The organism is Acinetobacter sp. SH024 (assembly GCF_000163635.1).
GTDB lineage: Bacteria > Pseudomonadota > Gammaproteobacteria > Pseudomonadales > Moraxellaceae > Acinetobacter > Acinetobacter pittii.
The window spans coordinates 185196-200855 of sequence record NZ_GG753604.1; the positions used below are offsets into that span (position 1 = coordinate 185196).

Genomic DNA, 15660 nt, shown 5'->3' on the forward strand with positions numbered 1-15660 from the left:
CTTTTTTTGCATATTTAATAACGGTTTTATTGATAAGCTTTAATATAAATCGACATAAAAAAGCCCGGATAAATCCGGGCCCTTTCTATAAAAGCTTTTTATTTGTTATCTGGTAAGGCATAAGCCACTAAATAGTCGCCCATTTTCGTACCAAATGAACCATGACCACCAGCCATGATTACAACATATTGCTTACCATTGATTTCATAAGTCATTGGTGTTGCTTGTCCACCTGCTGGTAAACGCGCTTCCCAAAGTTTCTTACCGTTAGTAACGTTAAACGCACGTAAGTAGTTATCTTGAGTTGCACCAACAAACATGACATTACCGGCAGTAGAAATTGAACCACCTAAACCAGGCACACCAATTTTCACAGCTGGCAACTGGAACAAGTTCGGTAAACTGTCACGGATTGTACCAATACGTTTTTTCCATACCACTTCATGAGTTTTCAAATCAACGCCAGCTACATAGCCCCAAGCCGGTTGTTTACAAGGTAAACCAAGCGGAGATAAGAATGCGCTAATTTCAACACCATATGGTACGCCGTACATCGGTTGTACGCCCTGCTCAGTTCCCGCACCTTTTGCAGTTTGTGCACGGTTTGGATCAGCAGGAATTAAACGACTGACGAATGGCAGACCAATCGGGTTCATTACAGCAACCTGACGATCAGGGTTAACTGACATACCGCCCCATTCAAATACACCTAAGTTACCAGGGAAAACTAAAGTACCGTTTTCAGATGGTGGCGTATAAATACCATCGTAATTTAGACGTTTGAAAGATACACGACACATGAGCTGATCAAGCATAGTGGCACCCCACATGTCTTTATCAGTCAATTTATCTTGTGGCGCCAAGTTCAAGTCAGAGAATGGCTGAGTTTTTGAATAGAACTCACCTTTAGTTTGTGGTCCACGTTTAACTGTTTGTGGAACTGGTTTCTCAGTTACAGGAACAATCGGTTGACCATTACGGCGATCAAGCACAAAGGCATTACCTGTTTTCGTCAATACATAGATTGCAGGAACAGTTTGGCCAGCTTTGTTTTTGATATCAGCTAAAGATGGTTGTGATGGTACATCCATATCCCATAAATCGTGATGGGTTGTCTGGAAGTTCCACACTAATTTACCAGTAGAAGCATTAATCGCTAACATTGAGTTTGCATAACGCTCTTTCAGCTCGGTACGGTCACCACCCCAGATGTCTGGTGTACCTACACCTGTTGGTACATAAACGATGTCAAGTTTGGCATCGTATGCTAAAGGTGCCCACGCATTTGGTGAGTTGTGAACAAAAGTAGTACCTTCGCCCGGCATTGCATTTGGATCCGCTGCGCCAGTGTCAAATACCCAAAGAAGTTTACCAGTGTTAACGTCGTATCCACGAATCACACCAGATGGCTCTTTATTTGAGTAGTTATCTGTTACAGAACCAGCAATAACAACAGTTGAACCAGTCACGATACCAGGAGATGTCGGGTTATAACCGCCTGGATAAGCATATGGCATGAACTCTTGTAAGTTCACTTGACCATTTTGACCAAAGTCAGTACATGCTTTACCAGTGTCAGCATTTACAGCCACTAAACGGCCATCGTTGACTGGTACAAATACCTTACGTGGACATTGTGTAGAGCTAGATTTCTTGCTTTGAAGACTCGTTGCAAACTCAGTTGTATTGTTTGCATCGTAGTACATCACACCACGACAAGTTAGATGCTGGAACGATTTATCCGTTTTAAGTTTCGGATCAAAACGCCATTTTTCTTTACCTGTAGCAGGATCAATAGCAATTAACTGCTGGTGAGCTGTACAGATAAACATGTTATTACCGATTTTAATCGGTGTAACCTGATTAGTCGTTTCGCCAGAGTCGTTATCTGTCTTAAGATCGCCAGTACGTAAAGTCCAAGCAACTTTCAAGTCTTTTACGTTTTGATCATTGATCTGTTTCAATGGAGAATAACGCACGCCTGCTTGAGTACGACCATAAGCTGGCCAATCACTTTCAGCAACACCAGGCACGGCTTGAGCTGTTTCTGGTTGAGGTGTTTTGATTTCACCATTAATTTCTTGCGGATCATTGAAGATAGAATAAACCATCAACACGATTGCAATTGCTAAAGTTGAAGATAAGGCAACTTTACTTGATCCAAGGTTGTTGATTCCACGAGTTACAGCCGGAACCAATAACCATAAACCAAGAATACCTAAAATATCTAAACGTGGTGCAAGCGCCCAAAAGTCTGTTCCAACTTCCCAGACACTCCAGATAATGGTACCTAGCATTAATGCAGCATAAAACCACAAAGCAGTAGAAGCACGCTTGTAGAGTTGCCATGCAACAATGAGGAGTAATACTCCAGCTATAATGTAGTAAATTGAACCGCCTAGTGTAGCGAGCCAAATACCTCCAATTAACAGGAATAACGCCAGTAACCCAATAATAATTACGGTAAAAGTCGTTAAACCTGATCTTGAAGTAGGTTGATTCATAAACCACCTCTTATCAATCATCATTTTTATAGGAAAGATGTGCCAAGAGCCTTATAGAAAAATGGCATCACCAATACATCTAAAACAAATTCAGGCATCAAGAAAAAACGGAAGGTCAGGATAATTCAATCAATGATTTAGCCCTCGACAATCCGTTTTTCGGAGTAATTACGCTTAGAATGCAGTTGAGAATTTAATACCGCCAACCCAAGTGTTATCACCATTTTTTAATGCACCAACATGACGAACATATTGCACATTTGGACGAATAGTTAACCAGTTAGTGGCATGAATACCGTAGTAAAGCTCGGTATTGTATTCAGTGTCATATTCTTTAGTTTGAACATCGTTCCAATCATCATTGATATGGATACGAGCCACACCGAGTGCCAACTCATCTTGAGGACGTTGATTGAGCAAACCTTTATAGACCAAGCCTACATTTTGCATATTATCAATTTTGTTGGTATCAGAGTCGTGGAAAGTCAGGTTCACAAAACCTGTCAAACCGCGATCTGTTTGATCAGCAGGCTGGAATAATTTTTGTTTTGCAGTTACCCACACCCCTTGTTTATGAGATGTTTGAGCCTTATTCGTAATTTCTTCGGCGTCAGCAGTGCTGTAGTAATAACCTAAACGGTATTCACCAGCCATACTTTGAGCGCCTAATTTAGGTGACCAAACTACTTCGGCAGGAATAATTGCACCGTGAGAACCATCAGTACTTAAGTTAAAACCTTTACCTCGGTCCAGATTTTCCGGGTTGTATTCATATACACCAACTTGCGTATATAAATCAGGTTGCAAGTTATATTTAACACGCATTGCCCATTGGCTTACTGGCCAGTTATACCACTGATCGCCCACCCAGTTACCGACTTGCGAACCACAAAGCGCTAAATTCTGGAAATCACAGTCAAAACTATTAAAGTCTTCACCTTCACCAAAACGACCGACTTTCACATCTAACTTCTGATCAAGGAATTTCTTCTTGATCCACAAATCTGTTAAACGCCAAGTTTGCTCACGCCCCCACACTTCTTGCACCGAGCTTAAGTGCCCTGCTAAAGCTGGTGAATGTTCAGAAAGCGACTGCCCATCACGATATGTTAATGTGATTTGAGCTTCCGTATCTTGCCAACCTAAAATTTTATTTAGGTCAAAATGAGTTCCTAGTGCAAGTTGCCCCGTATAAGCACTACCATGCGTAGACGTATTTTTTGAATCTAAAATACCGGCATATTCGCCGGTATATCCAAAAGAAAAATCATAACCTTGTGCTTGTAACGCTGTGCGTTGACCGTTCCAATCACCCAACATCCAAGGACTATTTGGGTCGAATGCAGCAGCAGCTTGTGCATGCTGTATAAAAAGAGTAATTGATAAAACGGATAAACAGGAAGCCATCAAGGATTTATGTGTTTTCATGTTTACATACCTTTTATGTCTTTGTTTATAAAGGGTACGCTAATTTTATGTAAAGAAATTATTCAAAATGTTAATCGATTGATTAATCTAATAATAATCTTAATACACATTGTATAAAAAATGGCCCCAGCTCTTTACCACTGCCCTTCACCAAGTTTTTGACCTATAAAGGAATATCTCATTTTTGATCTTGAAAACTTAATTGGACAAGCCAATTGTGGTTCTGTATCCGCTGTATTATTTTGCAAAGGTACATCCACAATCCATCCACGTTCTTGTGCTAAAGGCGAGTTTAAGGACTCTGTTAGGCTTAAAACAGGTTCTACACACACATCAAGATTTGCAAAAATTTCATGCCATTCTTTAAATGATTTCGTTTTAATTTTCTCTTGAATGGCTTGTTTAACTTCCTGTCGGTCTTCGACATCTAAGGAAGCGCCTTTTTGTAATAGTAAAGGCAAATCAAGCGCCACTGATAAACCAGACATAAATTGTGGCTCAAGACTACCTATTGAAAGATAACGACCATCTTGAGTCATATAATAGTCATAAAAAATACCGCCATTGAGCATGCCATGCTCTGGTGCCTGTTCAACCTGTGCAGCAAGTGTCGCTGATGCGGCCATACTATTGAGGCTAGCAACACAATCGGTCATGGAAATATCAATATATTGTCCCATTCCACTACGTCCACGTTCGACAACCGCAGCTAAAATTGCAATAACAGCATGAAGTGAACCACCTGCAATGTCTGCAACTTGAATACCGAGTGGTGGTGGACCACTGTCTTGTCGGCCGCTATATCCAGCAATACCTGCTAAAGCTAAATAGTTAATGTCATGCCCAGCTCTGTCTTTATAGCTCCCTGTTTGTCCATAACCTGTAATTGAACAATAAATGAGACGTGGGTTAATTTCGGCAAGTGTCGCGTAGTCTAAACCGAGACGACGCATAACATCAGGTCGGAACTGCTCTATGACAATATCAAACTCAGAAATTTTGGCTTTAATCAGATCAATACTCGCTTTATCTTTTAAATCCAGAACAATCGACTGTTTATTTCGGTTTAAATAACTATGTGCTGTTGCTTGACCATTTGCATATGGTGGCATGATTCGGATTAAATCAGGACGTGATGGAGATTCGATATGGATGACTTCTGCTCCCATATCCGCCAAATACATTGTGGCAAAAGGTCCAGGTAAGAGCGTCGAGAAATCGAGAACTTTAAGTCCATTTAATGCTGTCGTCATCGTATTTTTAACCACTATTATTCGAATTTTCTTTTATATTAGTTAAGCAAATATACTAAAACAATGTCATGTTCAGCCATTTACCTTGATCATTTCGGCAATTTAACATGTAAAAAGTGCTTTTACTCTGTTGTAAATCGCCAATTTATTTTTTTAGACGGTCATTTAGGTCAATTTAAAGTGAACATCAAAGAGACTGAAGGATTCAATATGAGTCGCGATACGATTAGCATCCACTTCGTGAATGCGGCTTTGACAGGCGTAAAACGCCTTGGCATGGATGTTGAAATGCTCCTTTCACATGTGGGTATTGAAGCGGAATTATTACGTCAACCTAAAGCTCGAATCTCACCAGAACAATACACTCGTTTTATAAAAATGTTGTGGATGGTCACACAGGATGAACACGTTGGATTTGACGTACAACCACGTCGTCTGGGCACTTTTGCCATTATGTGTCAGTTGATTATTCACGCAAAAACATTGGGCCAAGCCCTTGAACTGTCATCTCAATTCTACAAATTATTTGGCGATGAATGGTCTGTAACTCTAGAGCGTGACAAACATGAAGCACGTCTAGTTCCCCTCATTCCAAAAACTTTAGATCCTGACCATTTCATTACTGAAAGCATGCTCATGATTTGGCACGGTCTAGCATCATGGCTGATTGAACGCCGCTTGCCATTAGAACGTGTTCATTTTAGCTATCCACGTCCTGCACATGCCGATGAATATGATGCATTATTTTTTGCACCAGTTATGCAGTTTGATGCACCACGTACTGAAATTACCTTTGCAGCTGATTATCTTGATTTGCCAATCCGCCAAGATGAGAAAACGCTAGAAGAATTCTTAAAAGCAGCTCCTGCTCAGCTTTTAGTAAAATTCAAAAACACCAACTCGCTAACTTCTCGTATTCGTGAAGTGCTCAAAAGCCAAATTGGTGAAGAAATGCCAACGCTTAATGACGTTGCATCAATGTTATATTTATCTCCTCAAACCTTACGCCGCCGCTTGGCTGCCGAAGGTAAAAGCTACCAAGGTGTAAAAGATGCCCTACGCCGAGATGCTGCAATTCACTTGTTACTCAACCCTGAGTTAACACTTGAAGATGTTGCTCAACAAGTTGGCTTTAGTGAAACCAGTACCTTCCACCGCGCATTTAAAAAGTGGACTGGTGTAACACCTGGCCTATATCGCCAGCTACATGGTTATCACTAATTCTCAAATCTCTTTAGTTTCACATTTAGCCCAAGTTCAACTTGGGCTTTTTTGTATTTCTATTGGCAAAAATCATCACCTGACTGGTGCGCTTATCGTCATTGCGTTGCCTTTTAAAACCAGTACACTCAAAACACAACAAAGTTTAAGTAATAAAAAAGGAACTGTTATGAGCGAGGCTTATATTATTGATGCCATTCGCACCCCACGCGGAAAAGGAAAAAAAGATGGCTCTCTTTACGAAGTAAAACCAATTACATTATTGACCACCTTATTAAATGAATTACAGCAGCGCCATCAACTCGATACCTCTAAAGTTGACGATATTGTTTTAGGCTGTGTAACACCAATTGGCGATCAAGGTGGTGATATTGCCAAAACTGCAGCGATTGCAGCAGGTTGGAATGATGATGTTGCTGGGGTGCAAATCAATCGCTTTTGTGCATCTGGTTTAGAAGCAGTCAACATGGCAGCAATGAAAGTTCGCTCTGGTTGGGAAGATTTAGTAGTTGCTGGTGGCGTTGAATCAATGTCACGTATTCCAATGGGTTCGGATGGTGGGCCGTGGGCTTTAGACCCAGAAACAAACCTTAAGTCATCATTTGTTCCGCAAGGTATTGGGGCCGACCTCATCGCAACCTTAGATGGCTATAGCCGTGAAGATGTTGATAATTTCGCTGTGAAGTCACAGCAAAAAGCGGCGGCGGCTCAATCAAATGGTTATTTCGACCAATCAGTCGTACCAGTCAAAGATCACGCAGGTGTAGTGATTTTAGAGAAAGATGAATTTATTAAAGGCAATACAACACTCGAAGGTCTAACGAAGCTCAACCCAAGTTTTGAAATGATGGGGCAAATGGGCTTTGATGCAGTCGCTTTACAAAAATATCCAGAAGCACAAAAAATTAATCATGTTCACCATGCAGGTAACTCATCAGGCATTGTCGATGGAGCAGCTGTAGTTTTGTTAGCTTCTGAAAAAGCGGTAAAAGAACAAAACTTAAAACCACGGGCTAAAGTTTTAGCGACCGCACTGGTTGGTACTGACCCAACCATTATGCTGACTGGCCCTGCGCCTGCTGCACGTAAAGCTTTAGAAAAAGCTGGGCTTACGATTGATGATATTGACCTATTTGAAGTCAACGAGGCATTTGCAGCAGTTGTTATGCGTTTTATTAATGAGCTCAATGTCCCTACTGAAAAAGTCAACGTAAATGGTGGTGCGATTGCTTTAGGTCATCCATTAGGAGCAACAGGTGCCATGATTTTAGGTACTTTACTTGATGAGCTTGAACGACAAGATAAAAAGCGCGGTTTAGCGACCCTCTGTGTTGGCGGTGGGATGGGTATCGCCACCATTATTGAACGCGTATAAAAATTAGGGATATAGAAGATGAGTGCAATTCAATACGAAAAAAATGCCGACAATATTGTCATTTTAACGCTTGATTCAACTGGTCAATCTGCAAACACCATGAATGCCGAGTTTCGTGACTCGCTCGATGAAGCGACTCAGAAACTTAAAGCAGAAACAGAACTTTCAGGGGTTATTTTCCGCTCGGCTAAAAAAACTTTCTTTGCAGGTGGTGATTTAGATGAGCTGATTCAAGTTCAGCCTGAACACGCAACTGACTTTTTTAATATGGTTGAAAAGCTAAAGGGTCATTTACGCACAATTGAAACGCTTGGTATTCCAGTCGTTGCAGCATTAAATGGCACAGCACTTGGAGGTGGTTGGGAAATCGCATTAAGTTGCCATCACCGTATTGCAATCAATGACTCTAAAAGCAAATTTGGTCTCCCAGAAGTCACTTTAGGTTTACTACCAGGCGGCGGTGGTATTGTACGTATGGTACGTTTGCTTGGGCTTCAAAATGCGTTCCCATTTTTAATGGAAGGCAAACAGTTCGGTGTTGATAAAGCAAAATCTTTAGGTTTAATTCATGACACTGCCGAAAATGATCAAGAGCTTTTAGATAAAGCAATTGCTTGGATAAAGGCCAATCCAAAATCTCAACAGCCCTTTGATGTGAAGGGTTATAAAATTCCGGGTGGTGATCCAAAAACTCCAGCAGTTGCACAAGTTCTTGCAATTGCGCCAGCCATGTTAAGAGACAAAACCAAAGGTTGTTACCCTGCCCCTGAAGCGATTATGGCTGCCGCAGTTGAAGGTGCTCAAGTCGATGTCGATACTGCACTGCGTATTGAGTCTCGCTACTTTACTCAGCTTACCACAGGCCAAATTTCTAAAAATATGATCGGCACTTTCTGGCATGGTCTAAATGCAATTAAGTCTGGTGCGAGCCGCCCTGCCGGCGTTGCAAAATGGCAAGCCACTAAAGTAGGTGTGTTGGGTGCAGGCATGATGGGTGCAGGTATTGCATATTCAACCGCAATTAAAGGCATTCCTGTTGTACTTAAAGATGTATCAGTTGAAAATGCAGAGAAAGGCAAAGCCTATTCACAAAAGCTTCTTGATAAACGTGTTTCACAAGGCCGCATGACCGCAGAAAAACGTGATCAGGTTTTATCACTCATTACCGCTACAGCTTCAGCTCAAGACTTACAAGGTTGTGATTTAATTATTGAAGCGGTATTTGAAAACCAAGAACTCAAAGCTAAAGTCACTCAAGAAGCTGAACAATACTTAGCGCCTAACGGTGTGATGGCATCAAACACCTCAACCCTGCCAATTACAGGTTTAGCTCAAGCAAGTAAGGATGATAAAGCTTTTATCGGTCTGCATTTCTTTAGCCCTGTCGACAAAATGCAGTTGGTTGAAATTATTAAAGGTAAAAACACCTCCGCAGAGACACTTGCCAAAGCTTACGACTTTGTACAACAAATTGGAAAAACACCGATTGTTGTTAATGATAGCCGTGGTTTCTTTACCAGTCGTGTGTTTGGTACGTTCATTCAAGAAGGTATGCGCTTGCTTGCCGAAGGTGTCCACCCAGCGCGTATTGAAATGGCTGCACTGAAAGCGGGTATGCCAGTTGGCCCCCTCGCTATTCAAGATGAAGTATCTTTAACATTAACCGAACATGTTGCCAGTGAAGCACGCAAAGCTCTACAAGCCGAAGGAAAAGATTTACCTAAAACTTCTGTAGATGAAGTGGTTCGCACCATGATTCATGAGTTAAACCGTAAAGGTAAAGCTGCTGGAGCTGGTTTTTATGAATACCCAGAAAATGGCAAAAAGCATCTATGGGAAGGCTTAAACCGCTGGAAAAAAGATCATGATATTTCTGAACAAGATATGATTGATCGCATTCTGTTTGTACAGGCCTTAGATACTTTACGTTGTTATGAAGAAGGCGTATTGGAGTCTGTAATTGATGCCAATGTCGGTTCTATCTTTGGGATTGGTTATGCACCTTGGACTGGAGGAGCAATTCAATTCCTAAATCAGTATGGTACTGATAAAGCACAAAAACGTGCCGAAGAATTAGCTGCCAAATATGGTGAACGTTTTACACCACCAGCTTTACTAAAAACCAAAGCTGAGCAGAAACAAAATATTCAGTAATTTAGTCTTATTGAATATTTAAAAAACTGCATAAACCTTACCCATATAAATATATTTTATTTATATGGGTTTTTCTTTATGACCTTTAAGATTTCAGCCCCCTGCCTAAATATGCTATAAATAGACTTCATTTTTGTGCTTCTACAGCACATTCGAGAAATTCTTATGTCCGATAAAAATTCTTCCGAGTCAGCAATTTTAGGCTGGAAATTTGTTCTGATCGTTGGTGTTTTAAGTGCAATTTTCCTTGGCTTTTTTTATTTAGCAATGAGTAATGAACCTGACTATATGCCAGGTGCACAGCGCAAAGCACAACAAGAGCAAATGCAGCAAAAGGCCGAGCACTCTACAGAGCAACACGCTCAACATAGTGACAACATGCCTGAAATGGATATGCAAGAACATAAGCAATCAACTCAGTAATCAGATATTTTTCAAATGACAGATTTTTCCCGCAACGCACTGGTTGTAGAGGGTGGAGGCATGCGTGGTGCCTTTACCAGTGGTGTACTTGACGTGTTTTTACAACAACAGTTCAACCCATTCGATTTATATGTTGGTGTATCGTCTGGTTCAACTAATGTCGCCAACTACCTAGCAGGCCAGCAAGGCCGCACTTTAACATTTTATATTGATCATTCACTGCGTCCTGAATTTATCGATTACAAGCGCTTTTTTAAGGGCGGCGATTTACTTGATTTAAAATGGATGTGGGAAATTGGTGAGCAAGAGCATCCTCTTGATCAACAGAGTCTTTTTGCCAAAAATCCTGATTTTTATATGGTGTTGACGCATGCCAAAACAGGTCATGCAGAATATCTCCGTGCGGGTAAAGATAATTTGCTGAATGCGCTTCGTGCTTCTAGCTCAATTCCAGTTTTAACGCGTCATCCCGTCGATATTATGGGTGAACCTTATTTTGATGGTGGTGTTGCAGATGCCCTACCCGTTCGCTGGACGGCACAGCAAAGTGGCGTCAAAAAACTGTTAGTTTTACGTACTCGTCCGAAAAACTATTTCAAAGCAAGTAGTCGAGGTGATCAATTCCTCGCAAAATATGCGTTTAAACATCATTATGGTTTCGCTAGTAGCTTGCGTAGCCGCTGTGCTCGTTATAACGCTTCGGTCGATTTTGTTCGTGGTGAAAATCCAGACCAGCAAATTTTAGAAGTGTGTCCACCGCCTCTTAAAAATATGGCTGGCCGTTTAACTACCAATCCAAAAAAGCTTCGCTACAGTTATGAAGTCGGTTTAGAAACTGGCTTACAGGCCATCGAGAGTTGGAATGCAATGAAATAAATTAAAATTGAGATTTCTAAAAAGAAATCTCAATTTAACTTCAAAACCATATCAATATGTGGAATGCCACAGTCTTGGTAAACTTCACCTTGTACTTTAAAGCCTAAAGCTTCGTAAAAAGCGGTCACATAGGTTTGCGCTGAAAGCTTTAAGTAAGGCAGTTTATGACGACGTGCATAGTCAATAATATGCTGCATTAAAATTTTACCTATACCCTGCTTTCGATAAGGCATTAAAACAGCAACACGCCCTACGCTATGCTGTGGCAACAAACGTGCTGTAGCGATAGGCTGCTCTTTGTCATAGACAATAAAATGTAGAACTGTGGCATCCAAATCGTCCCATTCATCTTCAGGTGCAATTCCCTGTTCTTGGATAAAGACTTGTTCACGGATGTATTTGGCATCTTGCTCAAGCTGTTCCCAACCACCCTCTACAATTTTATACATCCATTCACCTTCCTAGCACTTGCAGCCAATATTTTCGATCGGCAACTGATCTTGTAACAACAATTCCAGCGTTTGTTTTTTAATACCATACATTTCTTTCAATGCTTGGATTTGAGCCATAATCTTGGCGTCAGGCTGTGAAACGTTTTTGCGTTTTGTTGCCAAAATCATTTTATTTTTGCTGGTATGCTCAAGCGATACAAACTCAAAAACTTTGGTTTCATAGCCATACGCTTTTAAAAGTAACGCACGTAAAGTGTCGGTTAACATCTCGGCCTGTTGCCCAGCATGAATACCAAACTGTAGCATTGGCTGTAAAACTTCTGGGCTATGTAATTGTGGGCGCAACTCTTTGTGACAACATGGCGCGCACATAATCATCGAAGCGTTTAAACGAATTCCAGTATGAATGGCAAAGTCAGTTGCAATATCACAGGCGTGTAAGGCAATCATAACGTCTAGTTTTTCTGGTTGATAACTACGAACGTCACCTTCAAAAAAGTCTAAGTGGTTAAAATGCACTTTGTCTGCAACATTCTGGCAAAATTCCACCAAATTACGGCGCAGCTCTACACCAGTAATCAATGGTATTTTCTGCTGTTGTTGCAGATAATCATACAATGCAAAAGTTAAATAACCTTTCCCCGAGCCAAAATCGACAATGCGTAACTCTTGTTGAGACGCATCAATTTGTTCATAGGCACTTGCAAAAATTTCGATAAATTTATTAATCTGTTTCCACTTACGAGCCATGCTTGGAATGACCTGAGCTTTTTCATCAGTAATACCCAACTCTTTTAAAAATGCATTGCCCTGCTGTAGATAGCGCTGCTTTTCACGGTCATGCGCCTGAACCGTTTGTGTCGCATTTACCGCCTGCTTTTTCCCCATATTCAATATGGCTTTTTTCTTATTTTTTTTAAGTTGAATTTCTTGAGTAGTCGAAAATAAGTTTGCTTGCTTACACTGAATTATTAATTGCTCAATCTGTTGCAAACCTTCTTGAAATGAATAGTTTTTAGTCACATCTTGGGTCGTATGATGGTATAGAGCTGAAAGCTGTTTTTGTCCATGTAGCTCTACAACGCGGAAAGTGATTTTTTCCAGTTGCGCCAACTCTCCCTTATATTGGCTCAAGATCAAACGCTCAAAAGCTTGTTGGTCAAGCATTTGCTTGATTTCATAAAAGAATTGCTGTTCTTGCTCAAAGGAGAAAACCGACACGGATATACCTAAAAAATGAAGACTCATATAAAATAGAAGTTTAAAGGGTCTAGGATTAAAAATAAAATAACTTTACGACTGTTTTTTATTTCTATACATTTGTATTTTTAATCAAAAAAATTAAAGTTATGAGTAAATCTGTGTTGGAAACTTACGATCCAAAAGAAGAACTATTTAATGCCTATAGTCATGGTGCTGGTGTTGTTATGGCAGTTGTAGCTTCTATCTTTTTAATTATAAAGGGATCTTATCTTCCAACTGCTCAGTGGGTGGGCTTATGGGTATACTCATTTAGTCTCATTCTAGTTTTTACCAGTTCTACACTTTATCATTTTGCTCAAACACAAAAACTACGCTACTGGTATAAAAAACTCGACCACACTGCTATTTATTATTTAATTGCTGGAACATATACCCCGTTCTTAAGCATTGCTATACCTACACAAAAAGCTCATATTTTACTTATTGCTCTCTGGAGCATTGCTGCAATTGGTACACTTTTCAAGTTAGTTTTTATTCATCGTTTTCAGAAAATTTCGCTACTTGCTTATGTTCTTATGGGGTGGCTTGCTGTATTTGTTATGGATGATATGCGCACCTATCTGAGTAAAGACGCGTTGATTTTGTTAATTATTGGCGGATTAGCTTATACGGTTGGAGCATTGTTTTACGCGTTAAAAAAGGTAAGATATACCCATGCGATCTGGCATATTTTTGTGCTTTTAGGTGCAGGGGCACATTTTCTTGCAATCTATTGGTACGTAGTTTAGTCCATTTTTCACTCATATTCAGTGATCCTGAAAGAGTCATGGATGATGTTCTTTCACGCTATTCTTTGAGAAAAATACGTCTTTAAAAAGAGTAGTGATTAAAAATAAATTTTAACGGATATAAGGACTTATATGGAGTCAACTTCTGCGACTGCTGCTCCTGTAGTAGCCACTAATTCAAAAACACGAGTTTTGTTTGCAAGCTTAGTCGGTACAACCATTGAGTTCTTCGACTTTTATATCTATGCAACAGCTGCCGTGATTATCTTTCCTCACCTATTTTTTCCTGCTAGTAGTGGCAGTGCCGCAGTCTTACAATCTCTGGCAACCTTTGCAATTGCCTTTATTGCTCGTCCTATCGGTGCCGCATTATTTGGCCATCTAGGAGACCGTATCGGTCGTAAAGCAACTCTAGTTGCAGCTTTACTGACCATGGGTATTTCAACCGTATGTATTGGTTTACTTCCAACTTATGCTCAAATCGGAATTATCGCACCATTACTATTAGCTGTTTGTCGTTTAGGACAAGGCTTAGGTTTAGGCGGTGAATGGAGCGGCGCAGTATTATTAGCGACTGAAAATGCCCCAGAAGGTAAAAGAGCATGGTACGGGATGTTTCCACAGCTAGGTGCTCCAATTGGCTTTATTCTGGCAACAGGTTCATTCTTATTATTGAGTGCAGTTATTCCTGAGCAAGCATTCATGCAATGGGGTTGGCGTATTCCATTCATTGCCAGTGCTGTATTGGTTATTGTTGGCTTATATATCCGTTTAAAACTTCATGAAACTCCAGCTTTCCAGAAAGTCTTAGATAAGCAAAAAGAAGTTAATATTCCATTTAAAGAAGTTTTAACCAAACATACAGGTAAGCTTATTCTTGGTACAGTTGCAGCAATCTGTACCTTTGTTGTGTTCTATCTTACTACCGTATTTGCCTTAAACTGGGGAACCACAAAGCTTGGGTATGCGCGTGGTGAATTCTTAGAACTTCAACTCTTTGCCACACTTTGCTTCGCCGCATTCATTCCTTTATCGGCTATTTTTGCAGAAAAATTTGGTCGAAAAACAACTTCTATTGGCGTTTGTATTGCTGCTGCGATTTTCGGCTTGTTCTTCTCTAGTATGTTAGAGTCTGGAAATACTTTAATCGTTTTCCTTTTCTTATGTACTGGCTTGGCAATTATGGGCTTAACATATGGTCCAATTGGTACAGTTCTTTCTGAACTTTTCCCAACTTCAGTTCGATATACAGGTTCAGCATTAACTTTTAACTTGGCTGGTATTTTTGGTGCATCCTTTGCCCCACTGATTGCGACTAAGCTTGCTGAAACTTATGGTTTATATGCAGTTGGTTATTATCTGACTGCTGCATCACTTTTATCATTAGTTGCGTTCTTACTCATTCGTGAAACAAAAAATGATGATGTAAATAATCAGATTTAAAGTTTTAAAGACACCCCCATAAAAAAGCCAGTTCAATTTGAACTGGCTTTTTATACGTATATGAATTAGTTCATTGATGCAGGATTTGCTGGAGCAACACTATTTGCTGCAGCTGGCGCTGTTACATTGCTTGCTGCAACTGCTGCTGGTCCTGCTACAGCTGCTTCACCGATTAAAGCAACTTTTGCTTTTTCTTGGCTTTTTGCAGAGAGAGCTGGGTTGCTTGCCACAATTCGATTAATGTTTGCTGAGTTTGCCGGAGCAATCGCTGTAGTTTGTAAGATAATTGGGCGATTACCTGTGTTACCCAACGTATAGCGAATACCTGTACGTGGACTAATCACTGTAGTATTTTCTTGCTTCACTACAGCTTGAGCCGAAGTTGGGCCTTTTGCTGCAAGTACTTTGTCAACCGTTGTCGTTTGAGGGGCTGAAGCTGCTTCTGCTGCAAAAACAAAACTTGGTACAGCAAGAACAGTTAAAAATAAAGGTTGTAATACTTTTTTCATTGTCTTTCCAACATACACTCCGGATGAGAAG

13 protein-coding genes are annotated in these 15660 nt (G+C 40.4%); 7 read left to right on the plus strand and 6 right to left on the minus strand.

Annotated elements, in window-relative coordinates; genetic code table 11:
* Window positions 1–98: 98 nt before the first annotated feature.
* From HMPREF0013_RS21925 to HMPREF0013_RS21935, 3 genes are all read right to left on the minus strand, one after another.
* Window positions 99–2504 carry a glucose/quinate/shikimate family membrane-bound PQQ-dependent dehydrogenase gene (locus HMPREF0013_RS21925; protein WP_002116290.1) on the minus strand — a complete coding sequence of 802 codons (2406 nt, stop codon included), beginning with the start codon at window positions 2502–2504 and terminating at the stop codon, window positions 99–101.
* A gap of 174 nt (window positions 2505–2678) precedes the next feature.
* Complete coding sequence (locus HMPREF0013_RS21930; protein WP_078210305.1) at window positions 2679–3911, minus strand: carbohydrate porin; 1233 nt, start codon at window positions 3909–3911, stop codon at window positions 2679–2681.
* A 155-nt stretch (window positions 3912–4066) separates the two neighbouring features.
* Window positions 4067–5185 (minus strand): CaiB/BaiF CoA transferase family protein, encoded by a 1119-nt coding sequence (locus HMPREF0013_RS21935; RefSeq protein ID WP_002116185.1) that lies wholly within the window; start codon window positions 5183–5185, stop codon window positions 4067–4069.
* A 210-nt stretch (window positions 5186–5395) separates the two neighbouring features.
* Between HMPREF0013_RS21935 and HMPREF0013_RS21940 the strand changes: the two genes are divergently transcribed.
* The 5 genes from HMPREF0013_RS21940 (at window position 5396) to HMPREF0013_RS21950 (ending at window position 11234) form a co-directional block, all read left to right on the plus strand.
* Window positions 5396–6406: an AraC family transcriptional regulator gene (locus tag HMPREF0013_RS21940; RefSeq protein WP_002116561.1), complete on the plus strand. Its 1011-nt coding sequence runs from the start codon at window positions 5396–5398 to the stop codon at window positions 6404–6406.
* A gap of 169 nt (window positions 6407–6575) precedes the next feature.
* A complete protein-coding gene (locus HMPREF0013_RS0105760) occupies window positions 6576–7781 on the plus strand; it encodes an acetyl-CoA C-acetyltransferase (protein ID WP_016802596.1) in 1206 nt (401 codons plus the stop codon).
* Window positions 7782–7799: 18 nt separating this feature from the next.
* The gene (locus tag HMPREF0013_RS0105765) at window positions 7800–9935 is read left to right on the plus strand and encodes a 3-hydroxyacyl-CoA dehydrogenase NAD-binding domain-containing protein (RefSeq protein ID WP_017400279.1); all 2136 of its coding nucleotides are present in this window, start codon (window positions 7800–7802) and stop codon (window positions 9933–9935) included.
* A 165-nt stretch (window positions 9936–10100) separates the two neighbouring features.
* A complete protein-coding gene (locus HMPREF0013_RS21945) occupies window positions 10101–10358 on the plus strand; it encodes a hypothetical protein (protein WP_001280981.1) in 258 nt (85 codons plus the stop codon).
* Window positions 10359–10373: 15 nt separating this feature from the next.
* Complete coding sequence (locus tag HMPREF0013_RS21950; protein WP_005804689.1) at window positions 10374–11234, plus strand: patatin-like phospholipase family protein; 861 nt, start codon at window positions 10374–10376, stop codon at window positions 11232–11234.
* Between the two features lie 29 nt (window positions 11235–11263).
* Here the strand turns inward: HMPREF0013_RS21950 and HMPREF0013_RS21955 are convergent, their stop codons facing one another.
* Both HMPREF0013_RS21955 and HMPREF0013_RS21960 read right to left on the minus strand, forming a co-directional pair.
* Window positions 11264–11683: a GNAT family N-acetyltransferase gene (locus tag HMPREF0013_RS21955; protein WP_005804690.1), complete on the minus strand. Its 420-nt coding sequence runs from the start codon at window positions 11681–11683 to the stop codon at window positions 11264–11266.
* A gap of 12 nt (window positions 11684–11695) precedes the next feature.
* Complete coding sequence (locus HMPREF0013_RS21960) at window positions 11696–12907, minus strand: class I SAM-dependent methyltransferase (protein WP_017400280.1); 1212 nt, start codon at window positions 12905–12907, stop codon at window positions 11696–11698.
* A gap of 128 nt (window positions 12908–13035) precedes the next feature.
* Here HMPREF0013_RS21960 and trhA point away from each other — a divergent pair, with 128 nt between their 5' ends.
* Window positions 13036–13677 carry a PAQR family membrane homeostasis protein TrhA gene (gene trhA / locus HMPREF0013_RS21965; RefSeq protein WP_005804692.1) on the plus strand — a complete coding sequence of 214 codons (642 nt, stop codon included), beginning with the start codon at window positions 13036–13038 and terminating at the stop codon, window positions 13675–13677.
* A 132-nt stretch (window positions 13678–13809) separates the two neighbouring features.
* Entirely contained in the window at window positions 13810–15120 is a 1311-nt protein-coding gene (locus tag HMPREF0013_RS21970; protein WP_005072730.1) for an MFS transporter, read from the plus strand.
* 65 nt (window positions 15121–15185) lie between these two features.
* On the opposite strand, the gene HMPREF0013_RS21975 is transcribed toward HMPREF0013_RS21970, so the two are convergent.
* Window positions 15186–15629, minus strand: a complete 444-nt coding sequence (locus HMPREF0013_RS21975; protein ID WP_005804693.1) for a hypothetical protein — start codon at window positions 15627–15629, stop codon at window positions 15186–15188.
* Between the last annotated feature and the right edge of the window lie 31 nt (window positions 15630–15660).